The following is an 18,854-nucleotide window of genomic DNA, read 5'->3' on the forward strand; positions in this document are numbered from 1 at the left end:
TCCTTGATCAGAATTGGTAGCCAACACCGGCGTAGTAGCCCCAGCCATCGGAGCGGGCGCGGAAGTTGCCCTCGCCGAAGTTCAGCTCGCTGCCATCCTCCCAGTTGCCGCCGTTGTGGAAGTAACGACCGACCAGGGTGAAGCGCAAGTGGGTAAACGAGTACAGCAGGACGTTGGTCGCCACCAACGAGTTGGCGGTGCGCGCCGGGTTGTCCTTGTGCAGGTCCGAGCCGAAATCGTAGTTGGTAAAGCCGATATAGGTCAGCGACGCACCGTTATCGAAACTGCTGATGGGTACGATGTACTTCATTTGCGCACGGTAGCCGTCCCACGAGTATTCATTGCTGGCGCCATAGTTTTCCCACTGGTAGCGCCCATAGAAGTTGGCCGACAGGTTGACCCGCGAATGGGTGTCGATGTCGGTGCCCAGGCCGCTGTACAAGGTGTTGGCGCGGTTGGACTTGTTGCTGCCGTGGTCGTAGATCCAGTCGAACGCTACGTACCATTCCTTGAACGGTCCGATGGCCAGGCTGCGACCTGCCAGGTAGTCGATGGAGATGCGGGGTTCGTGCTCCATGAATACCGGTGAGCCATGGTCCCACGCGCCTTTGTCATTACTGTTACCGATACCGAGAATCTTGGGCACGTCGATATAGCCGTACAACTCGAACGGGCCCTTGCGGCCGAAGTACTCGTACTCCAGATAGACGTCATCCTGCGGCTTGGGGCCGAAGCTGATGTCTTTGCTGCCGATCAGCGTCAGGTCCTGATTGAACCATTGCGACAGGTACACATCTTTTTTTGTCGAGGCGGCCTCGGGGCCCTTGGTTTCAGGGCTGAGGGTTTCGCCCTGTGCTGAGTCATCGACCGGTTGTTGCTGCGCCAAAATGGGTGCGCTGAGTACTCCCGTAACGGCGGCCAGTAGCAAGGAAACACCAAAGCAAGCATGACGCCTTGAGGTGGGTTGCATTGAAAATCCCTATTCGTACGCGGTTTAAACCCGATTCCTCGGGTCATGGTGAACGTGGCTGCCCAGTTCGTTTCGCAAACGTTTGCATGCGGCGTACCAACTTTGCTCAAAGGTTTGAGCAATATGAAAAAAAGCGGAATTAACTGGCCTGTTGATCAAAAATGGCAGGGTGTCATTTTCATGGGCCAACAAGGCGACGGTGACTGTCGTGGGAGGCGGTACCCGGTACTACAAGCCGGTGCGGTTGAACAGTTGCATCGCGGTTTCGCGCCGGTATTCAGTCGGCGTCAGGTTCATCTCGATCCGAAAGTGCCGATTGAAGTTGGACAGGTTGGCGTAGCCCACTTCGAAGCAGATATCCGCCACCGACATCTCGCTTTGCAGCAGCAACCGGCAGGCACGCTGCACGCGGAACTTGCGCATCAGCTCGATAAAACCGTGGCCGGTGTTGCGCTTGAAGAACCGCGAGAAGCCCGGTTCGCTCATCTCCAGTTGCCGGGCGATCACCGACAGGCGCACGTCGCCGGTAAGTTCGCGCATCAGGTAATCGAAGGCCTTGTTGATGCGTTCGGCACTGCGCGCGTCCAGCGTCGGCGCGTAGCAGGGGCTGGCCAGGGCCTGTACTTGCTGCTGTGGCGCGTTTTTCAGGGTGTCGAGCAGTTGCAGGAACAGGATCAGCCGTTGCAGGCCATGGGCATCGCCGATGGCTTCCATCAACTGTGCCGCCTGCACGGCCGTGGCACCGCTGAATGCCAGGCCACGCCGCGCCTGTTCGAACAAGGAGGACACATCGCCAAGCTCCGGCAGTGTTTTGCGCAGGGCGAGGAGGGCGGCGCCGTCGAATTGCAGCACCACGTCGCGCCCCTTCAGGTATTCGCCGGGTGCGAGGTCGCCGATCCAGTCGTGAGGCAGGTCAGGGCCGATCAGTGCAACATGCCCGGCACTGAACGCACCGATGTAATCACCCGCTACCAGTTTGCCGCTGCCTTGGCGGATGAGGTGGATTTCGAACTCGGGGTGGTGGTTCCAGCGCGCCAGGTCGTAAGGGTAGTCATGTTCGAACCAGCGAAAACAGTGGTCCGGCTCGGGCAGGATCACTTCGAGCTCGGCGGGGCGATGCTCGAACAGTTCGGCACGGCTCACGGGCATGGTAATGCCTCTTTTATAGGTGGAATCGCCTCAAAATACGCGCTTCGGCAACCCCTGCGCTACCCCGGCCTTGGCCCGGTACCGATACTTTTTTGATCCGGGGGCCAGGGTTAAAAAAGTATCGGTCGGGCATTCGCCATGCGTTTGTGAGGGCTTGGCCAAGCTGCTGTAATCGGTCCTCAACAACAAAAACAACAGGTGGAAACCGCTATGTCCAAGCTCTCGCACGCATTGTTCATGCTGGCCGGCCTGGTGCTGGCCATGCCCAGCCACGCCGCCGACACCGTGACCATCGCCACGGTCAATAACAGCGACATGATCCGCATGCAGCGTCTGTCCAAGGTCTTCGAGCAGCAGCACCCGGACATCAAGCTCAACTGGGTGGTGCTGGAGGAAAACGTGCTGCGCCAGCGCCTCACCACGGATATCGCCACCCAGGGCGGGCAGTTCGATGTGCTGACCATCGGCACTTACGAAACGCCTCTCTGGGGCGCCAAACACTGGCTGGAACCGCTGACCCAACTGCCGGCGGATTACGACGCCGACGATATCTTCCCTGCCGTACGCCAGGGCCTGTCGGTCAACAACACCTTGTATGCCTTGCCGTTCTACGGCGAAAGCACCGTCACCTACTACCGCACCGATCTGTTCAAGCAGGCCGGGCTGACGATGCCTGCGCACCCAACCTGGACCCAACTCGGTGAATTTGCCGCCAGGCTCACGGCAAAAGATCGCGACCAATATGGCATGTGCCTGCGTGGAAAGGCCGGTTGGGGCGAGAACATCGCGCTGCTGAGCACCATGGCCAACGCCTTTGGCGCGCGCTGGTTCGATGAGCAATGGAGGCCCGAATTGACCGGCCCCGAATGGACGGCGGCCGCCAACTATTACGTCAACACCCTGAAGAACTACGGACCTCCTGGTGTTTCCAGCAATGGTTTCAATGAAACCCTGGCGCTGTTCAACAGCGGCAAGTGCGCGATCTGGGTCGACGCCAGCGTCGCCGGCTCCTTCACCACCGACGAGAGCCAGAGCAAAGTGGCCAACAGCGTAGGCTTTGCGGCGGCACCCACCGAAGTCACCGACAAAGGTTCATCCTGGCTGTACGCCTGGTCCCTGGCGATCCCGGCTACGTCCAAGCACAAGGACGCCGCCAAGGCGTTTATCACGTGGGCCACGTCCAAGGACTACATCCAACTGGTCGCCGATAAGGAAGGCATCACCAATGTGCCGCCGGGCACCCGCCAGTCCACCTACAACGAGGCCTACCTGAAGGCCGCGCCGTTTGCCCAAGTCACCCTGGAGATGATGAGGCACGCCGACCCGGCGCACCCCTCGGCCAAACCGGTGCCGTATGTGGGTATCCAGTACGTGACTATTCCTGAGTTCCAGGCCATCGGCACCTCGGTCGGCAAACTGTTCGCGGCGGCGCTCACCGGCGGCATGTCGGTTGATCAGGCGTTGCGTGAAGCCCAGGCCACCACCGAGCGCGAGATGAAACGCGCCGGCTACCCCAAATGATTTCCAAGGAACCACGCTCATGAAACGACTGGAAGGTAAAAGTGCGCTGATCACCGGATCGGCACGCGGCATCGGCCGCGCCTTTGCCCAGGCTTATATTGCCGAAGGCGCTACCGTCGCGATCGCCGACATCAACCTGCAACGCGCTCAGGCCACGGCGCTCGAACTGGGCCCACAGGCTTACGCGGTGGCGATGGACGTCACCGACCAGGCCTCCATCGATGCCGCGATTGCCGCCGTGGTGGCCCATGCCGGCAAGCTCGACATCCTGATCAACAACGCCGCGCTTTTTGACCTGGCGCCCATTATCGACATTACCCGCGACAGCTATGAACGGTTGTTCTCGATCAATGTCGCCGGCACACTGTTCACCCTGCAGGCCGCTGCGCGACAGATGATCAGCCAGGGCCATGGCGGCAAGATCATCAACATGGCCAGCCAGGCGGGGCGGCGGGGCGAGCCGTTGGTGGCGGTCTATTGCGCGACCAAAGCGGCGGTGATCAGCCTCACGCAGTCGGCGGGGCTGAACCTGATCAAGCAAGGCATCAATGTCAACGCCATTGCGCCGGGGGTGGTGGACGGTGAGCACTGGGACGGGGTGGATGCGCTGTTCGCCAGGCACGAGGGGCTGGCACCCGGCGAGAAGAAGCGGCGGGTAGGGGCCGAGGTGCCGTTCGGACGCATGGGCACAGCGCAGGACTTGACCGGCATGGCGATCTTCCTGGCATCGCACGACGCCGACTATGTGGTTGCGCAAACCTACAATGTCGACGGCGGCAACTGGATGAGCTGACGGCGCTTATTCGGCAAAGCTGCGATCAAAAAAATACACCGCGCCAGGCTTCAGGTTCTGCACTGTCGCCTGGGGCCTGCCGCCTTCGCCATTTTTCTTGCGCCCCGTCTCACGTAGATATCCCGCCTCGGTCAGCTTGAGCAGACGCTGACGAATACTGGTCTTCAATACCGGCCGCGCCAGCACCAGTGAAAAGATCGTGGTCGCTTCCGGCGCGCTGAACTCATCACCGAGGAACAGCAACGGCAAGCTGCTGTACAGCGATTTGGAAAACAGCCGCTCCTGTACCGCCGCCACGATCAGGTTGTGGTCGAACGGCAGCTTGATGCTGCCGTTTGCCAGCGCATTCAGCGAAAACCAGCCCTGGTGGTCGGCCAACGTCACTTCATCCGCGACGATGGCAAGGTAGAAGGTGGACGACGACCAGCAACGCGGGTCGCGAAACGCATCGCCCACCGTGCCGACTTGCTCGCACCAGGCCAGGTCCAGGCCGACCTTGTCGCTTACCCGCAAACGCTCCACCGCATCCTTGAGGCTCAGGTCTTGCACGTCGCCGTTGACCACCACACCGGGCAGCGCCCAATGCCCGGCGTAGGGGTCGGCTTCGCGCTTGTTGAGCAGCAGTTTCAATTCCCCGCTGGCACGGCAGTAGAACAGCGCGCAGAGGTCGATGGTGTGGAGGTAGGGGCTAAGTGGCATGTGAAATCCTTCGCAACAGCGGTGATGCACAGTCTAACGAATCGAACAGATATGTCATGTGCTGGCTTCAGCATAGGTAAATAAATGTTTCTTGCAATGAAAGTACATGACGTGTACTTTTGTTTCCAGGCCACAGGAGAACCACCATGACCCTCGCGAAAACCGCCCTTGCTTCATTTGATGTCGACGCCCAGAAGAGTTTTACGCCACTGTGCCCCAACGAGTTGCCTGTGGCGGGGGGCGACCGGATCGGCGCCGAGCTCAACTACATGGCCAGCCTCGTCGGCCATCGCGTGGGCAGCAAGGATGCTCACACTCCGCACGCGCCGTGGGTGGTCAGCCAGCACAGCGAGATGTTGCAACCCACCGGCCTGGCCCACGCCGACCTCACGTGGGTCAGCCACTGCGTGCCTGGGACCGAAGGTTTTAACCTGCTCGACGAGTTGCCCAGCCCCTATGACTACGACTACTTCGTCTGGAAAGGCGTCGAGCCCGATCTGCACCCTTACGGTGCCTGCTATCACGACCTGCACGACAAACTGTCCACGGGGGTGATCGAGTATCTGAGAGCCCAAGGTGTTGTGCGGGTGATCGTCGGCGGCCTGGCCCTGGACTACTGCGTCAAGACCACCGCGCTGCAACTGCTCAAGGCCGGTTTTGAAGTGGTCCTGCACCTGCCGGCATGCCGGGGTATCAGCGAGGAGGGCGGCGTGCAGGCCGTCAATGAGTTGCTCAAGGCCGGTGCTGTCATCAGCAGCACCCGCGAAGAACTGGCAGTCCAGGCCACGCGCTAAGGAGAGTCACCATGGAAAGTGCCTATAACTACGAAACCCCGGTGATCCAGGGTTTGCTCGACACCGACTACTACACCTTCACCATGATGCAGGCCGTGTTGCATCAGTACCCCAACGTCGATGTGGAATATAACTTCATCGTGCGCTCCAAGGAAAAGCTCGGTCATTTGATTCCGCAGTTGCGTGCCGAGCTTGAGCATATGGCTGGCTTGCAGGCCCGCGAAGGCGAACTGCGCTTTCTGTTCAACCCGCGTTTTCGCGAATACCTCACGCCGGACTACGAACGCTTCCTCGGCCTGTTCCGCTTCAACCTGCGCTATATCCACGTCAGTGAAGTCGACGGCCAACTGAACATCCGCGTCGTCGGCCCGATGCTGCACTGCATCATGTTCGAGCAACCGGTATTGGCCCTGGTCAGTGAACTGCGCAACCGTGACAAATACCCCGACGTTACCTTGGAAGACGTCACCCGCAAGCTCTACCAGAAGTTTGACTGGCTGGAAAAAAACCTCAGCCGCGAAGAGCTGGCCGACCTGCGTGTCTCCGACTTCTCCACCCGCCGGCGCCTGTCATTCAAGGCCCAGCGTAAAGTGGTGGACATCATGCGCCGCGACTTTCCCGGCCAGTTCGTCGGCACCAGCAACGCGCACCTGGCCTACGAATTCGACCTGCCACTGATCGGCACCATGGCGCACCAATGGCTGATGGTGCACCAGCAACTGGGGCGCCTGCGCGAGAGCCAGAACGCTGCGCTGGAACACTGGGTGGGTGAGTACCGTGGCCGCCTGGGTATCGCCCTGACCGATACGATCAGCACAGACTTCTTCCTCAAGGATTTTGACCTGTATTTCGCCAAGCTCTATGACGGCCTGCGCCAGGACTCCGGCGACCCCATCGCCTGGGCCGACAAAGTGCTGGCTCGCTACAAGCAGTTGGGCATCGACCCGATGACCAAGGACCTGATGTTCTCCGACGGTTTGAACTTCGAGAAGTGCCTGCCGATCCTGCGCCACGTGCGCGGCAAGGCCAGGTTCGGCTTCGGCATGGGCACCAGCCTGGCCTGCGATGTGGACGGTGTGCAGCCACTGAGCATCGTGATGAAACTGGTGCGGGTGCACGGCGAACCGGTGGTGAAGTTTTCCGATGACCCGATCAAGAACGTCTGCGAAGACGCCTCGTTTTTGCAGTATGCGGCTCAGGTATTCAATGTCGGCAGCGTGGAGGTGTGACATGCAAACCCAGGAACGTATCGCCCGGGAACTCAATATCGACCGTTCGCTGGCCCAGGGCGGTGAGCCCCGGGAGATCCAGCGGCGCGTCGACTTTATCAAGACCACGCTGCGCCAGTCCGGCTGCAAGGCTTTGGTACTGGGCATCAGCGGCGGCGTCGACTCGCTCACTGCCGGCCGCTTGTGCCAACTGGCCGTCGAGCAACTGCGCGCGCAAGGGTATGAGGCGCGTTTTATCGCCATGCGCTTGCCCTACAAGACTCAGGCTGACGAAGGCGACGCCCAGGCTTCCCTGGACTTCATCACCCCGGACCAGATCGAAACGCTCAACATTGCCGCCAGTGTCGATGGCTTGATGGCCAGCCTGGGCGCTGCGCAGGCCAGCGCCAGCCATGTCGACTTCATCAAGGGCAACGTCAAGGCCCGTGCACGGATGGTCGCCCAATATGCCGTGGCCAACCTGCATAACGGTTTGGTGGTGGGCACCGACCATGGCGCCGAAGCGTTGATGGGCTTTTTCACCAAGTTTGGTGACGGCGCCTGCGATCTTGCACCGCTGTCGGGCCTGACCAAGACCCAGGTGCGGCTGTTGGCGACGGCCCTCGGCGCACCGGATGGGCTGGTGCACAAACACCCCACCGCCGACCTCGAAGAGCTGGCGCCGGGCAAGCTGGATGAGCACGCCTATGGATGTTCTTACGCAGAGATTGATACCTATTTGATGGGCGAGCCGGTGACTGAGCGGGTGCGGACAATCGTCGAGGGGGCCTACAGCAAGACAGCGCACAAGCGTGCGCTGCCGATAACCCCTCTTTGATCAACGCTCGATCGACCGGCTCCACCGCGCATTCCACTCCGGCCGCGCCCGGTTGACCTGGTCCCAATCAATCGAAATCGCCGTCTGCAAGTAGCCTTGCATGGCCTCCACCCGGCCACGGGTCTTGTCGGTGGTCGGGGTGGTCGGGTTCGACGGAATCTGGTCGCCTTCTTCCAATGCCGGCGCCTGGGCTTCGGCGGTCAGCAAAAACGCCGCGAGTTTCTGCGCCAGTTCCGGCTGGTCATTACGCGCAATCACGCATTCGGCCACGTTCAACACCACCGCACCTTCCTTGGGCTGGGCATATTCCATCGGGATGCCCAGCAGTTTCTGGGTGGTGACCTGGGTCGGTGTGAGCGGGAAGATCGCGGCCTCGTCGGTCTGCACCATCTCGGATATTTTTGCCGAACTGGCGATGTATTCCAGCACGTTGGGGCCGATGGTTGTTGGCCAGGCCTTGAAGCCCGGTTCCACATTGGTCTCGTCGCCACCCTGGATGCGGTTGAACATCAAAAAGCCGTGCAGGCCGAAGGTGGAGGAGGCCAACGACTGGAACACGACCTTGTCCTTGAACCGTGGGTCGGCCAGGTCCATCCACGAGGTGGGGGCCGCCCAGCCTTTTTCCTTGAACATCTTGGCGTTGTAGCCAAGGCCCGTTACGCCGAGCGTGACGGCCACGGCCTGATCCTTGATTTTCGCCTTGGCGGGAATCTGCTCCAGGGTCGGGTTTGGCGTGAGTTTGTCGCACAGGCCCATGGAGATGGCGCGGTACATGATGCCGTCATCGAGGAACATCACATGCATCTGCGGGTTGTCTTTGTTGGCCTGGACCTTGGCGAGGATGTCCGATGAGGTGCCGGGTACGATCACCACCTTGACGTTATTGGCCTTTTCGAATGCGGGCAGCACCTTGTCGGCGTATACCCGCTCCATGGTGCCGCCGTTCATCCCCAGGTACAGCGTGGGGGCTGCCTGGGCGGTGGAAGCGAGCAAGGCGAGGGACAAGCAGGACAGCGCGGTACGTGGGTTCATGGATGTTTTTCCTCTCAGGCTTGGAAACGACGGATGGAAAACGCTGCGATGGGTTGACGGCTGGCGCCTGTACAGACGATGTCCGCCAGGGCCTCACCGACCGCGGGGCCGAGCTGGAACCCGGCGCCGGCAAAGCCGAAACCGTGGAGCAGGCCAGGTTGGGTGCTGCTGGGACCGATCACCGGTTCATGATCGGGGAGGTAACCTTCGGTGCCGCTCCAGGTGCGAATGGCCTGCGCCCCCTCGAGAAACGGGTACAGCTCAGCGGCGTTGCGCAAAATGTCCAGCACCGCCGCCTGCCCGGGGCGTGCCGTCAGCGGGCCAAGGGCAAAGCCGCGTCCGCCGCCAAGGATGCAATTGCCGCGGGCAACCTGGCGCGCATAAATCCCGCCACCTTCAACACCGGTACTCACATTCATCACCACCGGCAGCGGTTCGGTCACCAGCATCGCCGGGTGCGCTGAAATGATCGGCACCGGCTCACCAAAGTGCGTGGCGACGGTGCCGGCCCACGCGCCGGCGCAGTTCAGCAGCCAGGGCGCTTGCACGTGCAGGCCGTTGGCACAGCGCACCTGAAAACACTGCCCGTCATGCTCGACTTGAATCACTTCGGCCTGCTCGTAGACCGTTGCGCCCAGGCGTTGCGCGGCACGGGCGAACGCCGGCGACACCAGGCGCGGATTGGCGTGGCCGTCCTCAGGGCACAGCGACGCACCGACCGCGATGTCGCCCACCCACGGGAACCTGGCGCGCAGCTCAGCGTAATCGAGCAGTTGCAAGCCCAGGCCGAATCCCCGGGTGTGTTCTGCATAAGCCTGCAACGCGGCAAAATCCGCCTGACTGCGGGCCAGTTTCAGGTGCCCGGAGCGCACGTACTCGCCATCGATGCCGATCAACCCCGGCAAGTCGGCCCATAGCTGATGGGCACGTTGCGACAGCGGCAACTGGTGCAAAGGCCGCCCCTGGCGCCGGACGCCGCCATAGTTGACGCCGCTGGAATGGGAGCCGCAAAAATCCCGTTCCACCAACGCCACACGCTGGCCTCGCTGCGCGAGCATCAGCGCCGCCGAGGCGCCGACAATGCCTCCCCCCAGCACGATGACGTCGATCATGGTTGCACCTGCACGCCGAACGGCAGGGGTTTGATCGGTGCCTGGCCGCGCAGCCGCCCGACATCCTCGATGCCTCGGCCGCTGCGTTCGGCAATGATTTCCGCCGCGGCCAACCCGCACATGCGGCCCTGGCAGCGGCCCATGCCGACGCGGCAATGGGCCTTGACCCGGTTGATCTCCCAGTGGCCTTCGTCGACCACCGCACGCACGTCGCCGACGCTGACTTCCTCGCAACGGCACAGGATCAATGCATCTGGCGCTTGCGCCGCCCACTGTTGCGGGAAGGGGAAGGCGGTTTCCAGGCCCTGACGAAAGCGCTGGATGCCCGCCAACTGCTGCTCCAGCCATGCGGGGTGACGATGATCGATGGCGATACCCGAATCTTCCAGCACCGCCAGCGCGGCCCGCTCGCCGGCCAGGTGTGCAGCCTCCGCGCCCATGATTCCGGCGCCGTCGCCGGCCAGGTACACCCCATTGGCACTGCTGCGCCCGGCGCTGTCCCGTTGCGGCAACCAGGCACGGTTCAAGGCATTCCAGGCAAACTCGCAGCCGAGCAGGTCGGCCAGTTGTGTTTCGCTGCGCAACGCATGGGCGAAGGCCACGGCATCACAGGCCAGGGTCCGGTCGGCCCAACGGATGGCGCTGACCCGTTGTTCACCGTCAATCTGCTTGAGCGTCACACCCTGATGCACGGCAACCCCATGGGCCGTGAGCCAGGCGCGGTAGTACAAGCCTTTGGCCAATGTCAGCGGTTGCCCGAGCAGCGCCGGCAACGCCCGGCATTGGGCGCTGAAAGGCGCGCTGTCGAGCACCGCCACCACGTTGGCCCCGGCTTTGGCGTATTGATACGCCACCAGATACAGCAACGGCCCACTGCCGCAAAACGCCACGCGCTCACCGATGGCACAGCCTTGATACTTCAGGGCAACCTGCGCTGCGCCGAGGCTATAGACCCCAGGCAGCGTCCAGCCCGGCACCGGCAGGATGCGGTCGGTGGCGCCGGTGGCGACGATGATCCGCGAATACCCAAGGCTTTCGGCGCGGCCGTGGTTGAGCAGGTCCAGGCGACCGTCCTCGGCATTCCACACCAGGGTTTCGGGCCGGTAGTCGAGCAGCGGCGCCAACTCATCCATCGTGCGGTGAACCGCCTGCGCCTTGCCCGCTTCAAAACCGTAGAGCTGCTTGGCCGTGCGCTGAAAATTCGCCGGTTGCCGGCGATAAATCTGCCCGCCGCCACGCAGGCTTTCATCGATCAGGCAAGGTTTGATGCCATGGTCAAGCAGGGTGCGCGCCGCGCTGATCCCCGCCGGGCCTGCGCCCACAATCACCACCGGCTTCATGGCCGACGCCCCGGGTCGCGGCTGATGGCCTGGCCTTCTTCCAGCAGGGTCGAGCAAGCCCGCACGCGACGCCCGTCCTCCAGCCGCACCCAGCAATCCTGGCACGCGCCCATCAGGCAGAACCCGGCGCGGCGCTCGGCGCTGAAGTCGCTGCCACGCAGGTGGTCGGCGCAGGTCAGTATGGCGGTGAGCAGGGTGTCGCCAAGCAAGCCCGTGGCCGGTTGCCCGTCAAGGGTAAAGGCCAGGGCAGGGCGCTTGGTTTCGGCCAATCGTTTGAACAGCGGCATCAGTGTTTCCCCACCAGCACGCGGTCCAGGCCGTAGACCCGGTCCAGCACAATCATGGTGGCCGCGGTCAACGCAATCACCAGCGCCGACACCGCCGCCATCATCGGGTCGATGGATTCGGTGGCATACACGTACATGCGCACCGGCAGCGTTTGCGTGGCCGGTGAGCTGACGAAGATCGACAGCGTCACTTCATCGAAACTGTTGATGAACGCCAGCAGCCAGCCGCCGGCCACGCCGGGCAGGATCATTGGCAGGGTGATCTGGCGAAACAGCGTAAAGCGTCCGGCACCGAGGGACTCGGCCGCCTGCTCGGCACTGCGATCAATGCCGATGGCCGCCGCCAATACCAGGCGCAGCACATACGGTGTGATGATCACCACGTGCGCCAGCATCAGCCAGGTGAAGCTGCCGTTGACGCCCATCAGCGCAAACAGGCGCAACATCGCCACCCCCAGTACCAGGTGCGGAATGATGATTGGCGACAGGAACAGCGCACTGAAGAGGTTGCGCCCCGGGAACTGATAGCGGCTGATCGCCAAGGCAGCGGGCACCGCCACCAGCGTGGCCAGGGTGGCCGCGGTAAATGCCAGGACCAGGCTGTTATAGAACGCCTGGATGAAGTCCGCGCGCTCGAACACCGCACGAAACCAACGCAGGGAAAACCCCGACGTGGGCAGGCTCAAGGTGTTTTCCGGGGTGAAGGCCACCAGGCACACCACCACCAGCGGCGCCATCATGAACAGCACCACCAGGCTGTGAAAGCCCAGGGCCAAAGGACCGTTTCTGGACATGCGCTTAAACCCCCAGGGACTTTTTGTAGCGGCTTTCGACCATGCGGTTCCAGCTCAGCATGATCAGCAGGTTGACCAACAGCAGCACCACCGCGATGGTCGCGCCCATGGGCCAGTTGAGTTCCGAGAGGTACTGGTCGTACACCACGGTGGCGACCATTTTCAGGCGGCGTCCGCCCAGCAGGCCGGGAATGGCGAACGAACTGGCGGCCAGGCCGAATACGATCAAGGTGCCGGACAACACGCCGGGCATCACCTGCGGCAAGACGATCTTGCGCATCACCGTGGCCTGGCTTGCTCCCAGCGATAAAGCGGCCTGTTCCGCCGACGGGTCGAGTTTTTGCAGGGAGGTCCACACCGGAATGATCATGAACGGCAACATCACGTGCACCAGCGCGATGATCACGGCAAACGGCGTGTACAGCAGCTTCATCGGGCGTCCGCCCAGGGCCTGGATCACTTGATTGACCAGGCCGTCGGCGCCCAGCAGCAAACTCCAGCCGAAGGCCCGCACCACCACCGAGATCAACAACGGGGTGAGGATCAGGATCAGGAACACCGAGCGCCACGGTGTGCCCATGCGGCTGAGGATGTACGCCTCGGGCACGCCAATGACCACGCATAGCAACGTCACCAGGGCGCTGATCCAGAAGGTGCGCCAGAAGATTTCGTAGAAATACGCATCGCGCAGCAGCGACAGGTAATGGGTAAAGGTCCACTCATCGGCCTTTACGCCTGCCTGATAGTCGAACACGTTGAACGACAGCACCAACGTCAAGCCCAACGGCAGCACCAACAGCCCGATAAACAGAAGCAGGGCCGGCAACGACAGTAGGTAGCCCCGGCTCATGGGTGTACCTCATCCGCCGCCAATACGCGCAACAACTCGGCTTGCCATTGCAGGCCCACTGCCGCGCCACGGTCCAGGGGCGCGCTGCCGTCGTTGCTGCAGACCACGGTGATTTCGCCAAGGAGGGTATGGACGCGGTACAGCCATTGGCTGCCGAAAAAGTAGCGGTCGAGCACTGCGCCTTGCAGGCGACCGAGGCCGGCGTTTACCAGCTGGATTTTCTCCGGGCGCAGGCTCAGGGTCAGTTCGCCGCTGCCGCCTTCCTGGCGCACTTGCGGGTTGCCGAGCGGGTCGTAGTCGCCAGCCAACAGGTTGGCCTTGCCGACGAAGTCCGAGATGAACCGGGTGCGTGGGTGTTCATAGAGTGTGTAAGGCGCATCGATCTGGGTCACGCGCCCGGCCTGCATGACGACCACGCGGTCGCTGATCGACAGCGCCTCGGCCTGATCGTGGGTGACCATCAAGGTGGTGATGCCCACGGCGCACTGGATGCGGCGAATCTCAAATTGCATTTCTTCGCGCAGGTTGGCGTCGAGGTTGGACAGCGGCTCGTCCAACAGCAACACCGGCGGCTCGATCACCAACGCCCGCGCCAGGGCCACACGTTGACGCTGGCCGCCGGACAACTCGCGCGGATAGCGCTCGGCATGCTGAGCCAGGCGCACCAACTCCAGCACGCCGTTGACTTTGCTGGCGATTTCGCTGGCCGGCACTTTGCGCATCTTCAGGCCGAAGGCGACGTTGTCGCGCACGCTCATGTGCGGGAACAGCGCATAACTCTGGAACACCACACCCAGGCCGCGGCTGGCGGGCTTGGCGTGGGTAATGTCGCGACCGTCGAGCAGGATCTGCCCGCCGCTTACGTCCACGAAGCCGGCGATCATTTGCAAGGTAGTGGTCTTGCCGCAACCCGAGGGGCCGAGCAGGGAAACGAATTCGCCTTTTTCCACCGCAAGGTCGGTCGCGACCACTGCGTCGACAGCGCCATAACGTTTGCTCAAGGCGTTGAGTTGGAGAAGTGCCATAGTGCGTTCCACCTTTTTGAGTCGCGTCCAGACGCGCTTTTTTTGTTTTGGGCAGATGCGAAAGAAGTGTCGCGGGTGCGTTGGCGCTCGATCTCAAGTCGGCTGCCGGTTGTTGTTCATTTCGCCCCTGTGGACGCAGATTAGGACGAAGACGAGGAAGGGTGGAAGACAGAATTTCACTGAGTGGACTATTATTTTCAATTTTATTCGTTGATCGGAATTTTGAAGGTTTACATATGGTCGATAGTTCCACTGAGCGGAATACGGATAGCAAGGAAGTTGGCGCAGGCGGTGTGTCCCGCCTGTTCGCGCTACTGCGCGCCCTGGGTACGGTGCCGGAGGGCGGCGAACGCGTGACCCAACTGGCGCAGCAGGTGGGCCTGTCCCAACCCACCACCCACCGATTGCTGCGCAGCCTGATGGACGAGGGCATGGTCGAGCAGGACGCGCGCAGCAAACGCTACCGTTTGAGCCTGGAGTTCTTCGCCCTGGCGGCGAATGCGGGCAAGACCGGCAACCTGCGTGACTTGGTGCGGCCGAGCCTGCTGCGCCTGAGCGCATCCTTGGGCGATTCATTGTTTTTGCTGGCACGCAGCGGTTTTGATGCGATCTGCCTTGACCGCAGCGAAGGTCCCTACCCGATCCGCACCTTCACCGGCGATATCGGCGGGCGTGTGGCGTTAGGCGTGGGGCAGGGCAGCCTGGCGATCCTGGCGTTCCTGCCGGAGGAGGAGCGCGAAACGGTGATCCGCTACAACTTGCCGCGACTCAAGGACTTTCATCTGTACGACGAAGTGTTGTTGCGTTCGGAGGTGGAGAACGTGCGCAACCTCGGTTATGCGGCACGCAATACCGGGGTGCTGGAAGGGATGGCCGGTTTGGCCGTGCCCATCCTCAACCGCGATGGGCACGCGGTGGCCGCGTTGAGCGTGGCAACCATCAGTGACCGGCTGGGGCCGAGCCGATTGCCGATGGTGGTGGAATTGTTGAAACGCGAAGCGGCGGCGATCGGGCCGCGGATCAACCCGTTTGATCCGACATTGCGCAGGCCCTCACAGGCTTTCGGTGGCTAGCGACCGGCACAGGCATTCAGATATTTCCCGATAACGCCTTGCGTACGCAAAAGATTTGACTAATATGACCCGGGTAAAACAAATAAAGCCCGGGTAATAATCCATGTCGATGCAAAACGCACCCCTGTGCACCGTCTTTGTTCGCCATCAGCGCATAGCCGCCGGCTCTTATGCCGAAGTGGCCGACGCCTTATCGAGTCTTGATCTACCGGCCGGCAGCTTCCTGGCCTTTGATGATGCCACCGGTACTCAGGTCGACTACCCCTGGCCGGCGGGTTACACACCTGCGCCACCGGCGCCGACAGACGCAGATGAGGCGCCGCCCGCGACGCCTTCGGTCGGGCGTCCGAAGCTGGGCGTGGTCGCGCGGGAGGTCACCTTGTTGCCGCGTCATTGGGAATGGCTCGGCCAGCAACAGGGTGGTGCGTCGGCAGCGTTGCGGCGGTTGGTGGATGAAGCGCGCAATGTTCATGCATCCCGTGATCAAATGCGCCAGGCCAAGGAAGCCAGTTATCGTTTCATGAGTGCCATCGGCGGTGACCTGCCAGGTTTCGAAGACGCCTCGCGGGCGCTGTTTGCCCAGGACGCCTCTGACTTTTCCAACAAAATCGCGCATTGGCCGGCGGACGTGCGGACGTACCTGGCCTGGCTATCTCGCAATGCCTTCGCTGCCTAACCCTCATTCAGGGATTCGAACCTCCATGGAAGTCACTCCAAAACGGCCGTTGTGGCAGATCTACCTGTTGTTTCTGGCCCCGATGGTGCTGTCCAACTTTTTGCAGAGCTTTTCCGGCACCCTCAACGGTATCTATGTCGGGCAACTGCTCGGCACCCAGGCGTTGGCAGCCGTGTCGGGGATGTTTCCCATCGTGTTTTTCTTTATCGCCCTGGTAATCGGCCTGGGGGCGGGGGCTTCGGTGCTGATCGGCCAGGCATGGGGCGCCGGGGAAACCGGGCTGGTCAAGGTGATTACCGGCGCCACTCTGACTCTGGGCGCGCTGGTGGGGTTGGTCGCGGCCGTGCTGGGTGGCCTGTTCGCGCGCCCGGCCTTGCAGGCGTTGGGCACGCCGGTCGATGTACTGGATGATGCCGTGGCGTATGCCCAGGTGATGATGCTGATCATGCCGCTGTTGCTGGTCTTCATCCTCTACACCCAGTTGTTGCGTGGCGTCAGTGACACCCTCTCGCCGTTGCTCGCACTGATGGTGTCGACTCTGGTGGGTCTGCTGCTGACTCCGGCGCTGATCCGCGGTTGGGTCGGCCTGCCGCCCATGGGTATCCAGAGCGGGGCGTATGCGGGCCTGGTGGGTAATGCCTTGGCGATGGCGTTTCTGATTCTGCGCCTGCGGCATAAAAACCACGTGATGGCGCCGGATCGTGAGTTACTTGGGGCTTTGCGCCTCGATCGCGTCATCCTCGGTAAGGTCCTGCGCATCGGCTTGCCCACCGGGTTGCAGATGGTGGTGCTGTCGTTATCGGAATTGGTCATTCTGGCCCTGGTCAACGGGCACGGCTCCCAGGCCACGGCGGCCTATGGCGCGGTGACGCAGATCGTCAACTATGTGCAGTTCCCGGCATTGTCGATTGCCATCACGGCCTCGATTCTTGGCGCGCAGGCCATCGGCGCCGGGCGCCTGGAACGCATCGGGCCGATTCTGCGCACCGGGCTGTTGATCAACACCTGCCTGACCGGTGGCTTGATCGTGCTCGGCTACCTGCTGTCCCATTGGCTGTTGGGGCTGTTCATCACCGACGAAGTCGCCCGGGTCAGGGCCGAACACCTGCTGCACATCATGTTGTGGAGTGTGTTGGTCTTCGGTTTCCAGGCGGTGATCGGCGGGATCATGCGCGCCAGCGGCGTGGTGCTGATGCCGGTGGCCATCTCGATCTTCTGTGTGCTGTGCGTTGAGTTGCCGATGGCGTACCTGTTCAATGCGCATTTCGGCCTTGAAGGGGTGTGGATGGCGTTTCCGGTGACGTACCTGGCGATGCTGGCGTTGCAGACCGCCTATTACCGGCTGGTGTGGCGGCACAAGCAGATCAAGCGCCTGGTGTGATAAAAGCGTGCGCACATTCGGGCAATCAAGACGTTGAGCAATGGCAAATCCCTACGCTGAGTTATTCCAGGCACCCGGTTCGCGCGCTTTTGTATTAGCGGGGATGCTGGCGCGCATGCCGGTCTCCATGACCGGTATCGGCCTGATCACGCTGCTCTCGCAGGTGCACGGCGGCTATGGCCTGGCGGGTTCGGTAGCGGCGGTGTTTGCCTTGGCCACGGCAGTGTGCGCGCCGCAGGTGTCACGGCTGGTTGATCGTTACGGCCAGGGCAGGGTGCTGCCGATTGCGGCGTGGGTCGGTGGTGGGGCCTTGCTGATGTTGCTGCTGTGCACCTACGTGCAAGCGCCGAACTGGACGCTGTTCGTGTTCGCCGCCTTCGCCGGTTGCATGCCCAACATGTCGGCCATGGTACGGGCGCGCTGGACCGCGTTGTATCGCGGCCAACCCAGGCTGCAAACCGCATTTGCGCTGGAGTCGGTGCTGGATGAGGTGTGCTTTATCATCGGCCCGCCGATATCGGTGGGCCTGTGCGTGGTGTTGTTCCCGCAGGCCGGGCCGTTGGTGGCTGCGCTGTTGCTGGCGGTGGGTGTCACCATCTTTGTGTTGCAACGCGAAACCGAGCCACCCGTGCACGAACACCACGGCCATCACGGCCGCTGGCTGATCGCTTCGCCCTCGGTGCTGATCCTGATGGTCCTGTTGCTGGCCATGGGAGTGATCGTGGGGGTGGTGGACGTGGTCAGCGTGGCCTTTGCCCAGCACCAGGGCCAGCCGGCTGCGGCGAGTATCGTGCTGTCGGTATACGCCATCGGTTCATGCTTGGCGGGTTTGGCTTTCGGCACCCTCAAGCGCAAGGCGCCGCTGCCCCGGCAGTTCCTGATCTGCGGCGTGGCCACGGCGTTGACGACGTTACCGTTGCTGCTGGTGACCAACATTCCAGGGCTGGCCGTGGCGGTCTTTGTCTCCGGGTTGTTCTTCGCCCCGACCCTGATCGTGTCTATGGCACTGGTGGAGCAGATCGTCCCGCCGAGCCGTTTGACCGAGGGCATGACCTGGCTGATCACCGGCCTGAGCATCGGTGTGGCCATCGGTGCCGCCAGCTCCGGCTGGATGATCGACCACTTTGGCGCCGCCAGCGGGTTCTGGGTGGCGTTGGGGGCGGGCGCGGTGGTGCTGGGGTCGGCGGTGTTGGGGTATCGGCGGCTGGGCTGATGGCCCCCGTGTGCGGACCCGCTGTATTTCTTGTATTTCCTGCAATCTGACCGCGACCATTCAGTGACCTGGCGACCCTCATCCCACGCCGGGCTTTTT

At 62.2% G+C, this 18,854-nt stretch carries 19 protein-coding genes; 9 read left to right on the forward strand and 10 right to left on the reverse strand.

Annotated features, from left to right (window positions below; translation table 11 throughout):
- Nucleotides 1-7: 7 nt before the first annotated feature.
- Together M5B97_RS23800 and M5B97_RS23805 are read right to left on the reverse strand one after the other, a co-directional pair.
- Nucleotides 8-970, reverse strand: a complete 963-nt coding sequence (locus M5B97_RS23800) for a nucleoside-specific channel-forming protein Tsx (protein WP_248732848.1) — start codon at nt 968-970, stop codon at nt 8-10.
- 228 nt (nt 971-1,198) lie between these two features.
- Entirely contained in the window at nt 1,199-2,119 is a 921-nt protein-coding gene (locus tag M5B97_RS23805) for an AraC family transcriptional regulator (RefSeq protein WP_248732849.1), read from the reverse strand.
- A gap of 210 nt (nt 2,120-2,329) precedes the next feature.
- Here M5B97_RS23805 and M5B97_RS23810 point away from each other — a divergent pair, with 210 nt between their 5' ends.
- Together M5B97_RS23810 and M5B97_RS23815 are read left to right on the forward strand one after the other, a co-directional pair.
- Nucleotides 2,330-3,640, forward strand: coding sequence for a sugar ABC transporter substrate-binding protein (locus M5B97_RS23810; RefSeq protein WP_248732850.1), 1,311 nt, complete (start codon nt 2,330-2,332; stop codon nt 3,638-3,640).
- Nucleotides 3,641-3,659: 19 nt separating this feature from the next.
- Nucleotides 3,660-4,433, forward strand: a complete 774-nt coding sequence (locus tag M5B97_RS23815; RefSeq protein WP_248732851.1) for an L-iditol 2-dehydrogenase — start codon at nt 3,660-3,662, stop codon at nt 4,431-4,433.
- A gap of 6 nt (nt 4,434-4,439) precedes the next feature.
- Here M5B97_RS23815 and M5B97_RS23820 read toward each other — a convergent pair whose 3' ends face one another.
- Complete coding sequence (locus M5B97_RS23820) at nt 4,440-5,132, reverse strand: NUDIX hydrolase (protein ID WP_248732852.1); 693 nt, start codon at nt 5,130-5,132, stop codon at nt 4,440-4,442.
- A 146-nt stretch (nt 5,133-5,278) separates the two neighbouring features.
- On the opposite strand from M5B97_RS23820, the gene M5B97_RS23825 reads away from it, so the two are divergent.
- From M5B97_RS23825 to nadE, 3 genes are read left to right on the forward strand one after another with little or no spacing between them, the layout of a single operon-like run.
- Entirely contained in the window at nt 5,279-5,926 is a 648-nt protein-coding gene (locus M5B97_RS23825) for a nicotinamidase (protein ID WP_248732853.1), read from the forward strand.
- An 11-nt stretch (nt 5,927-5,937) separates the two neighbouring features.
- Nucleotides 5,938-7,155 carry a nicotinate phosphoribosyltransferase gene (gene pncB / locus M5B97_RS23830; protein ID WP_248732854.1) on the forward strand — a complete coding sequence of 406 codons (1,218 nt, stop codon included), beginning with the start codon at nt 5,938-5,940 and terminating at the stop codon, nt 7,153-7,155.
- 1 nt (nt 7,156) lies between these two features.
- Nucleotides 7,157-7,972: an ammonia-dependent NAD(+) synthetase gene (nadE, locus tag M5B97_RS23835; protein WP_248732855.1), complete on the forward strand. Its 816-nt coding sequence runs from the start codon at nt 7,157-7,159 to the stop codon at nt 7,970-7,972.
- Here the strand turns inward: nadE and M5B97_RS23840 are convergent, their stop codons facing one another.
- Genes M5B97_RS23840 through M5B97_RS23870 form a run of 7 tightly spaced genes read right to left on the reverse strand, consistent with a single transcriptional unit; the run spans nt 7,973 to nt 14,412 of the window.
- A complete protein-coding gene (locus tag M5B97_RS23840) occupies nt 7,973-9,004 on the reverse strand; it encodes an ABC transporter substrate-binding protein (protein ID WP_248732856.1) in 1,032 nt (343 codons plus the stop codon). It abuts the gene before it with no gap.
- A gap of 14 nt (nt 9,005-9,018) precedes the next feature.
- Complete coding sequence (locus M5B97_RS23845; protein ID WP_248732857.1) at nt 9,019-10,116, reverse strand: FAD-dependent oxidoreductase; 1,098 nt, start codon at nt 10,114-10,116, stop codon at nt 9,019-9,021.
- Nucleotides 10,113-11,456: an FAD/NAD(P)-binding oxidoreductase gene (locus M5B97_RS23850; protein ID WP_248732858.1), complete on the reverse strand. Its 1,344-nt coding sequence runs from the start codon at nt 11,454-11,456 to the stop codon at nt 10,113-10,115. Before M5B97_RS23850 ends, M5B97_RS23845 begins: the two co-directional genes overlap by 4 nt.
- A complete protein-coding gene (locus M5B97_RS23855) occupies nt 11,453-11,743 on the reverse strand; it encodes a (2Fe-2S)-binding protein (RefSeq protein WP_134659572.1) in 291 nt (96 codons plus the stop codon). The genes M5B97_RS23850 and M5B97_RS23855 overlap by 4 nt, the downstream gene beginning before the upstream one ends.
- Entirely contained in the window at nt 11,743-12,537 is a 795-nt protein-coding gene (locus M5B97_RS23860) for an ABC transporter permease (RefSeq protein ID WP_248732859.1), read from the reverse strand. The genes M5B97_RS23855 and M5B97_RS23860 overlap by 1 nt, the downstream gene beginning before the upstream one ends.
- Nucleotides 12,538-12,541: 4 nt before the next feature.
- A complete protein-coding gene (locus tag M5B97_RS23865; protein WP_248732860.1) occupies nt 12,542-13,387 on the reverse strand; it encodes an ABC transporter permease in 846 nt (281 codons plus the stop codon).
- Nucleotides 13,384-14,412 carry an ABC transporter ATP-binding protein gene (locus M5B97_RS23870; protein WP_248732861.1) on the reverse strand — a complete coding sequence of 343 codons (1,029 nt, stop codon included), beginning with the start codon at nt 14,410-14,412 and terminating at the stop codon, nt 13,384-13,386. Before M5B97_RS23870 ends, M5B97_RS23865 begins: the two co-directional genes overlap by 4 nt.
- A gap of 236 nt (nt 14,413-14,648) precedes the next feature.
- Here M5B97_RS23870 and M5B97_RS23875 point away from each other — a divergent pair, with 236 nt between their 5' ends.
- The 4 genes from M5B97_RS23875 to M5B97_RS23890 all read left to right on the forward strand — a co-directional run bounded on the left by M5B97_RS23875 (nt 14,649) and on the right by M5B97_RS23890 (nt 18,755).
- Nucleotides 14,649-15,485, forward strand: coding sequence for an IclR family transcriptional regulator (locus M5B97_RS23875; protein ID WP_248732862.1), 837 nt, complete (start codon nt 14,649-14,651; stop codon nt 15,483-15,485).
- A gap of 103 nt (nt 15,486-15,588) precedes the next feature.
- Nucleotides 15,589-16,161: a DUF2239 family protein gene (locus tag M5B97_RS23880; RefSeq protein WP_248732863.1), complete on the forward strand. Its 573-nt coding sequence runs from the start codon at nt 15,589-15,591 to the stop codon at nt 16,159-16,161.
- A gap of 25 nt (nt 16,162-16,186) precedes the next feature.
- The gene (locus tag M5B97_RS23885; protein ID WP_248732864.1) at nt 16,187-17,542 is read left to right on the forward strand and encodes an MATE family efflux transporter; all 1,356 of its coding nucleotides are present in this window, start codon (nt 16,187-16,189) and stop codon (nt 17,540-17,542) included.
- Nucleotides 17,543-17,582: 40 nt separating this feature from the next.
- Nucleotides 17,583-18,755, forward strand: a complete 1,173-nt coding sequence (locus M5B97_RS23890) for an MFS transporter (RefSeq protein WP_248732865.1) — start codon at nt 17,583-17,585, stop codon at nt 18,753-18,755.
- Nucleotides 18,756-18,854: the final 99 nt, after the last annotated feature.

Source organism: Pseudomonas sp. MWU13-2517 (assembly GCF_023242545.1).
Classification (GTDB): domain Bacteria; phylum Pseudomonadota; class Gammaproteobacteria; order Pseudomonadales; family Pseudomonadaceae; genus Aquipseudomonas.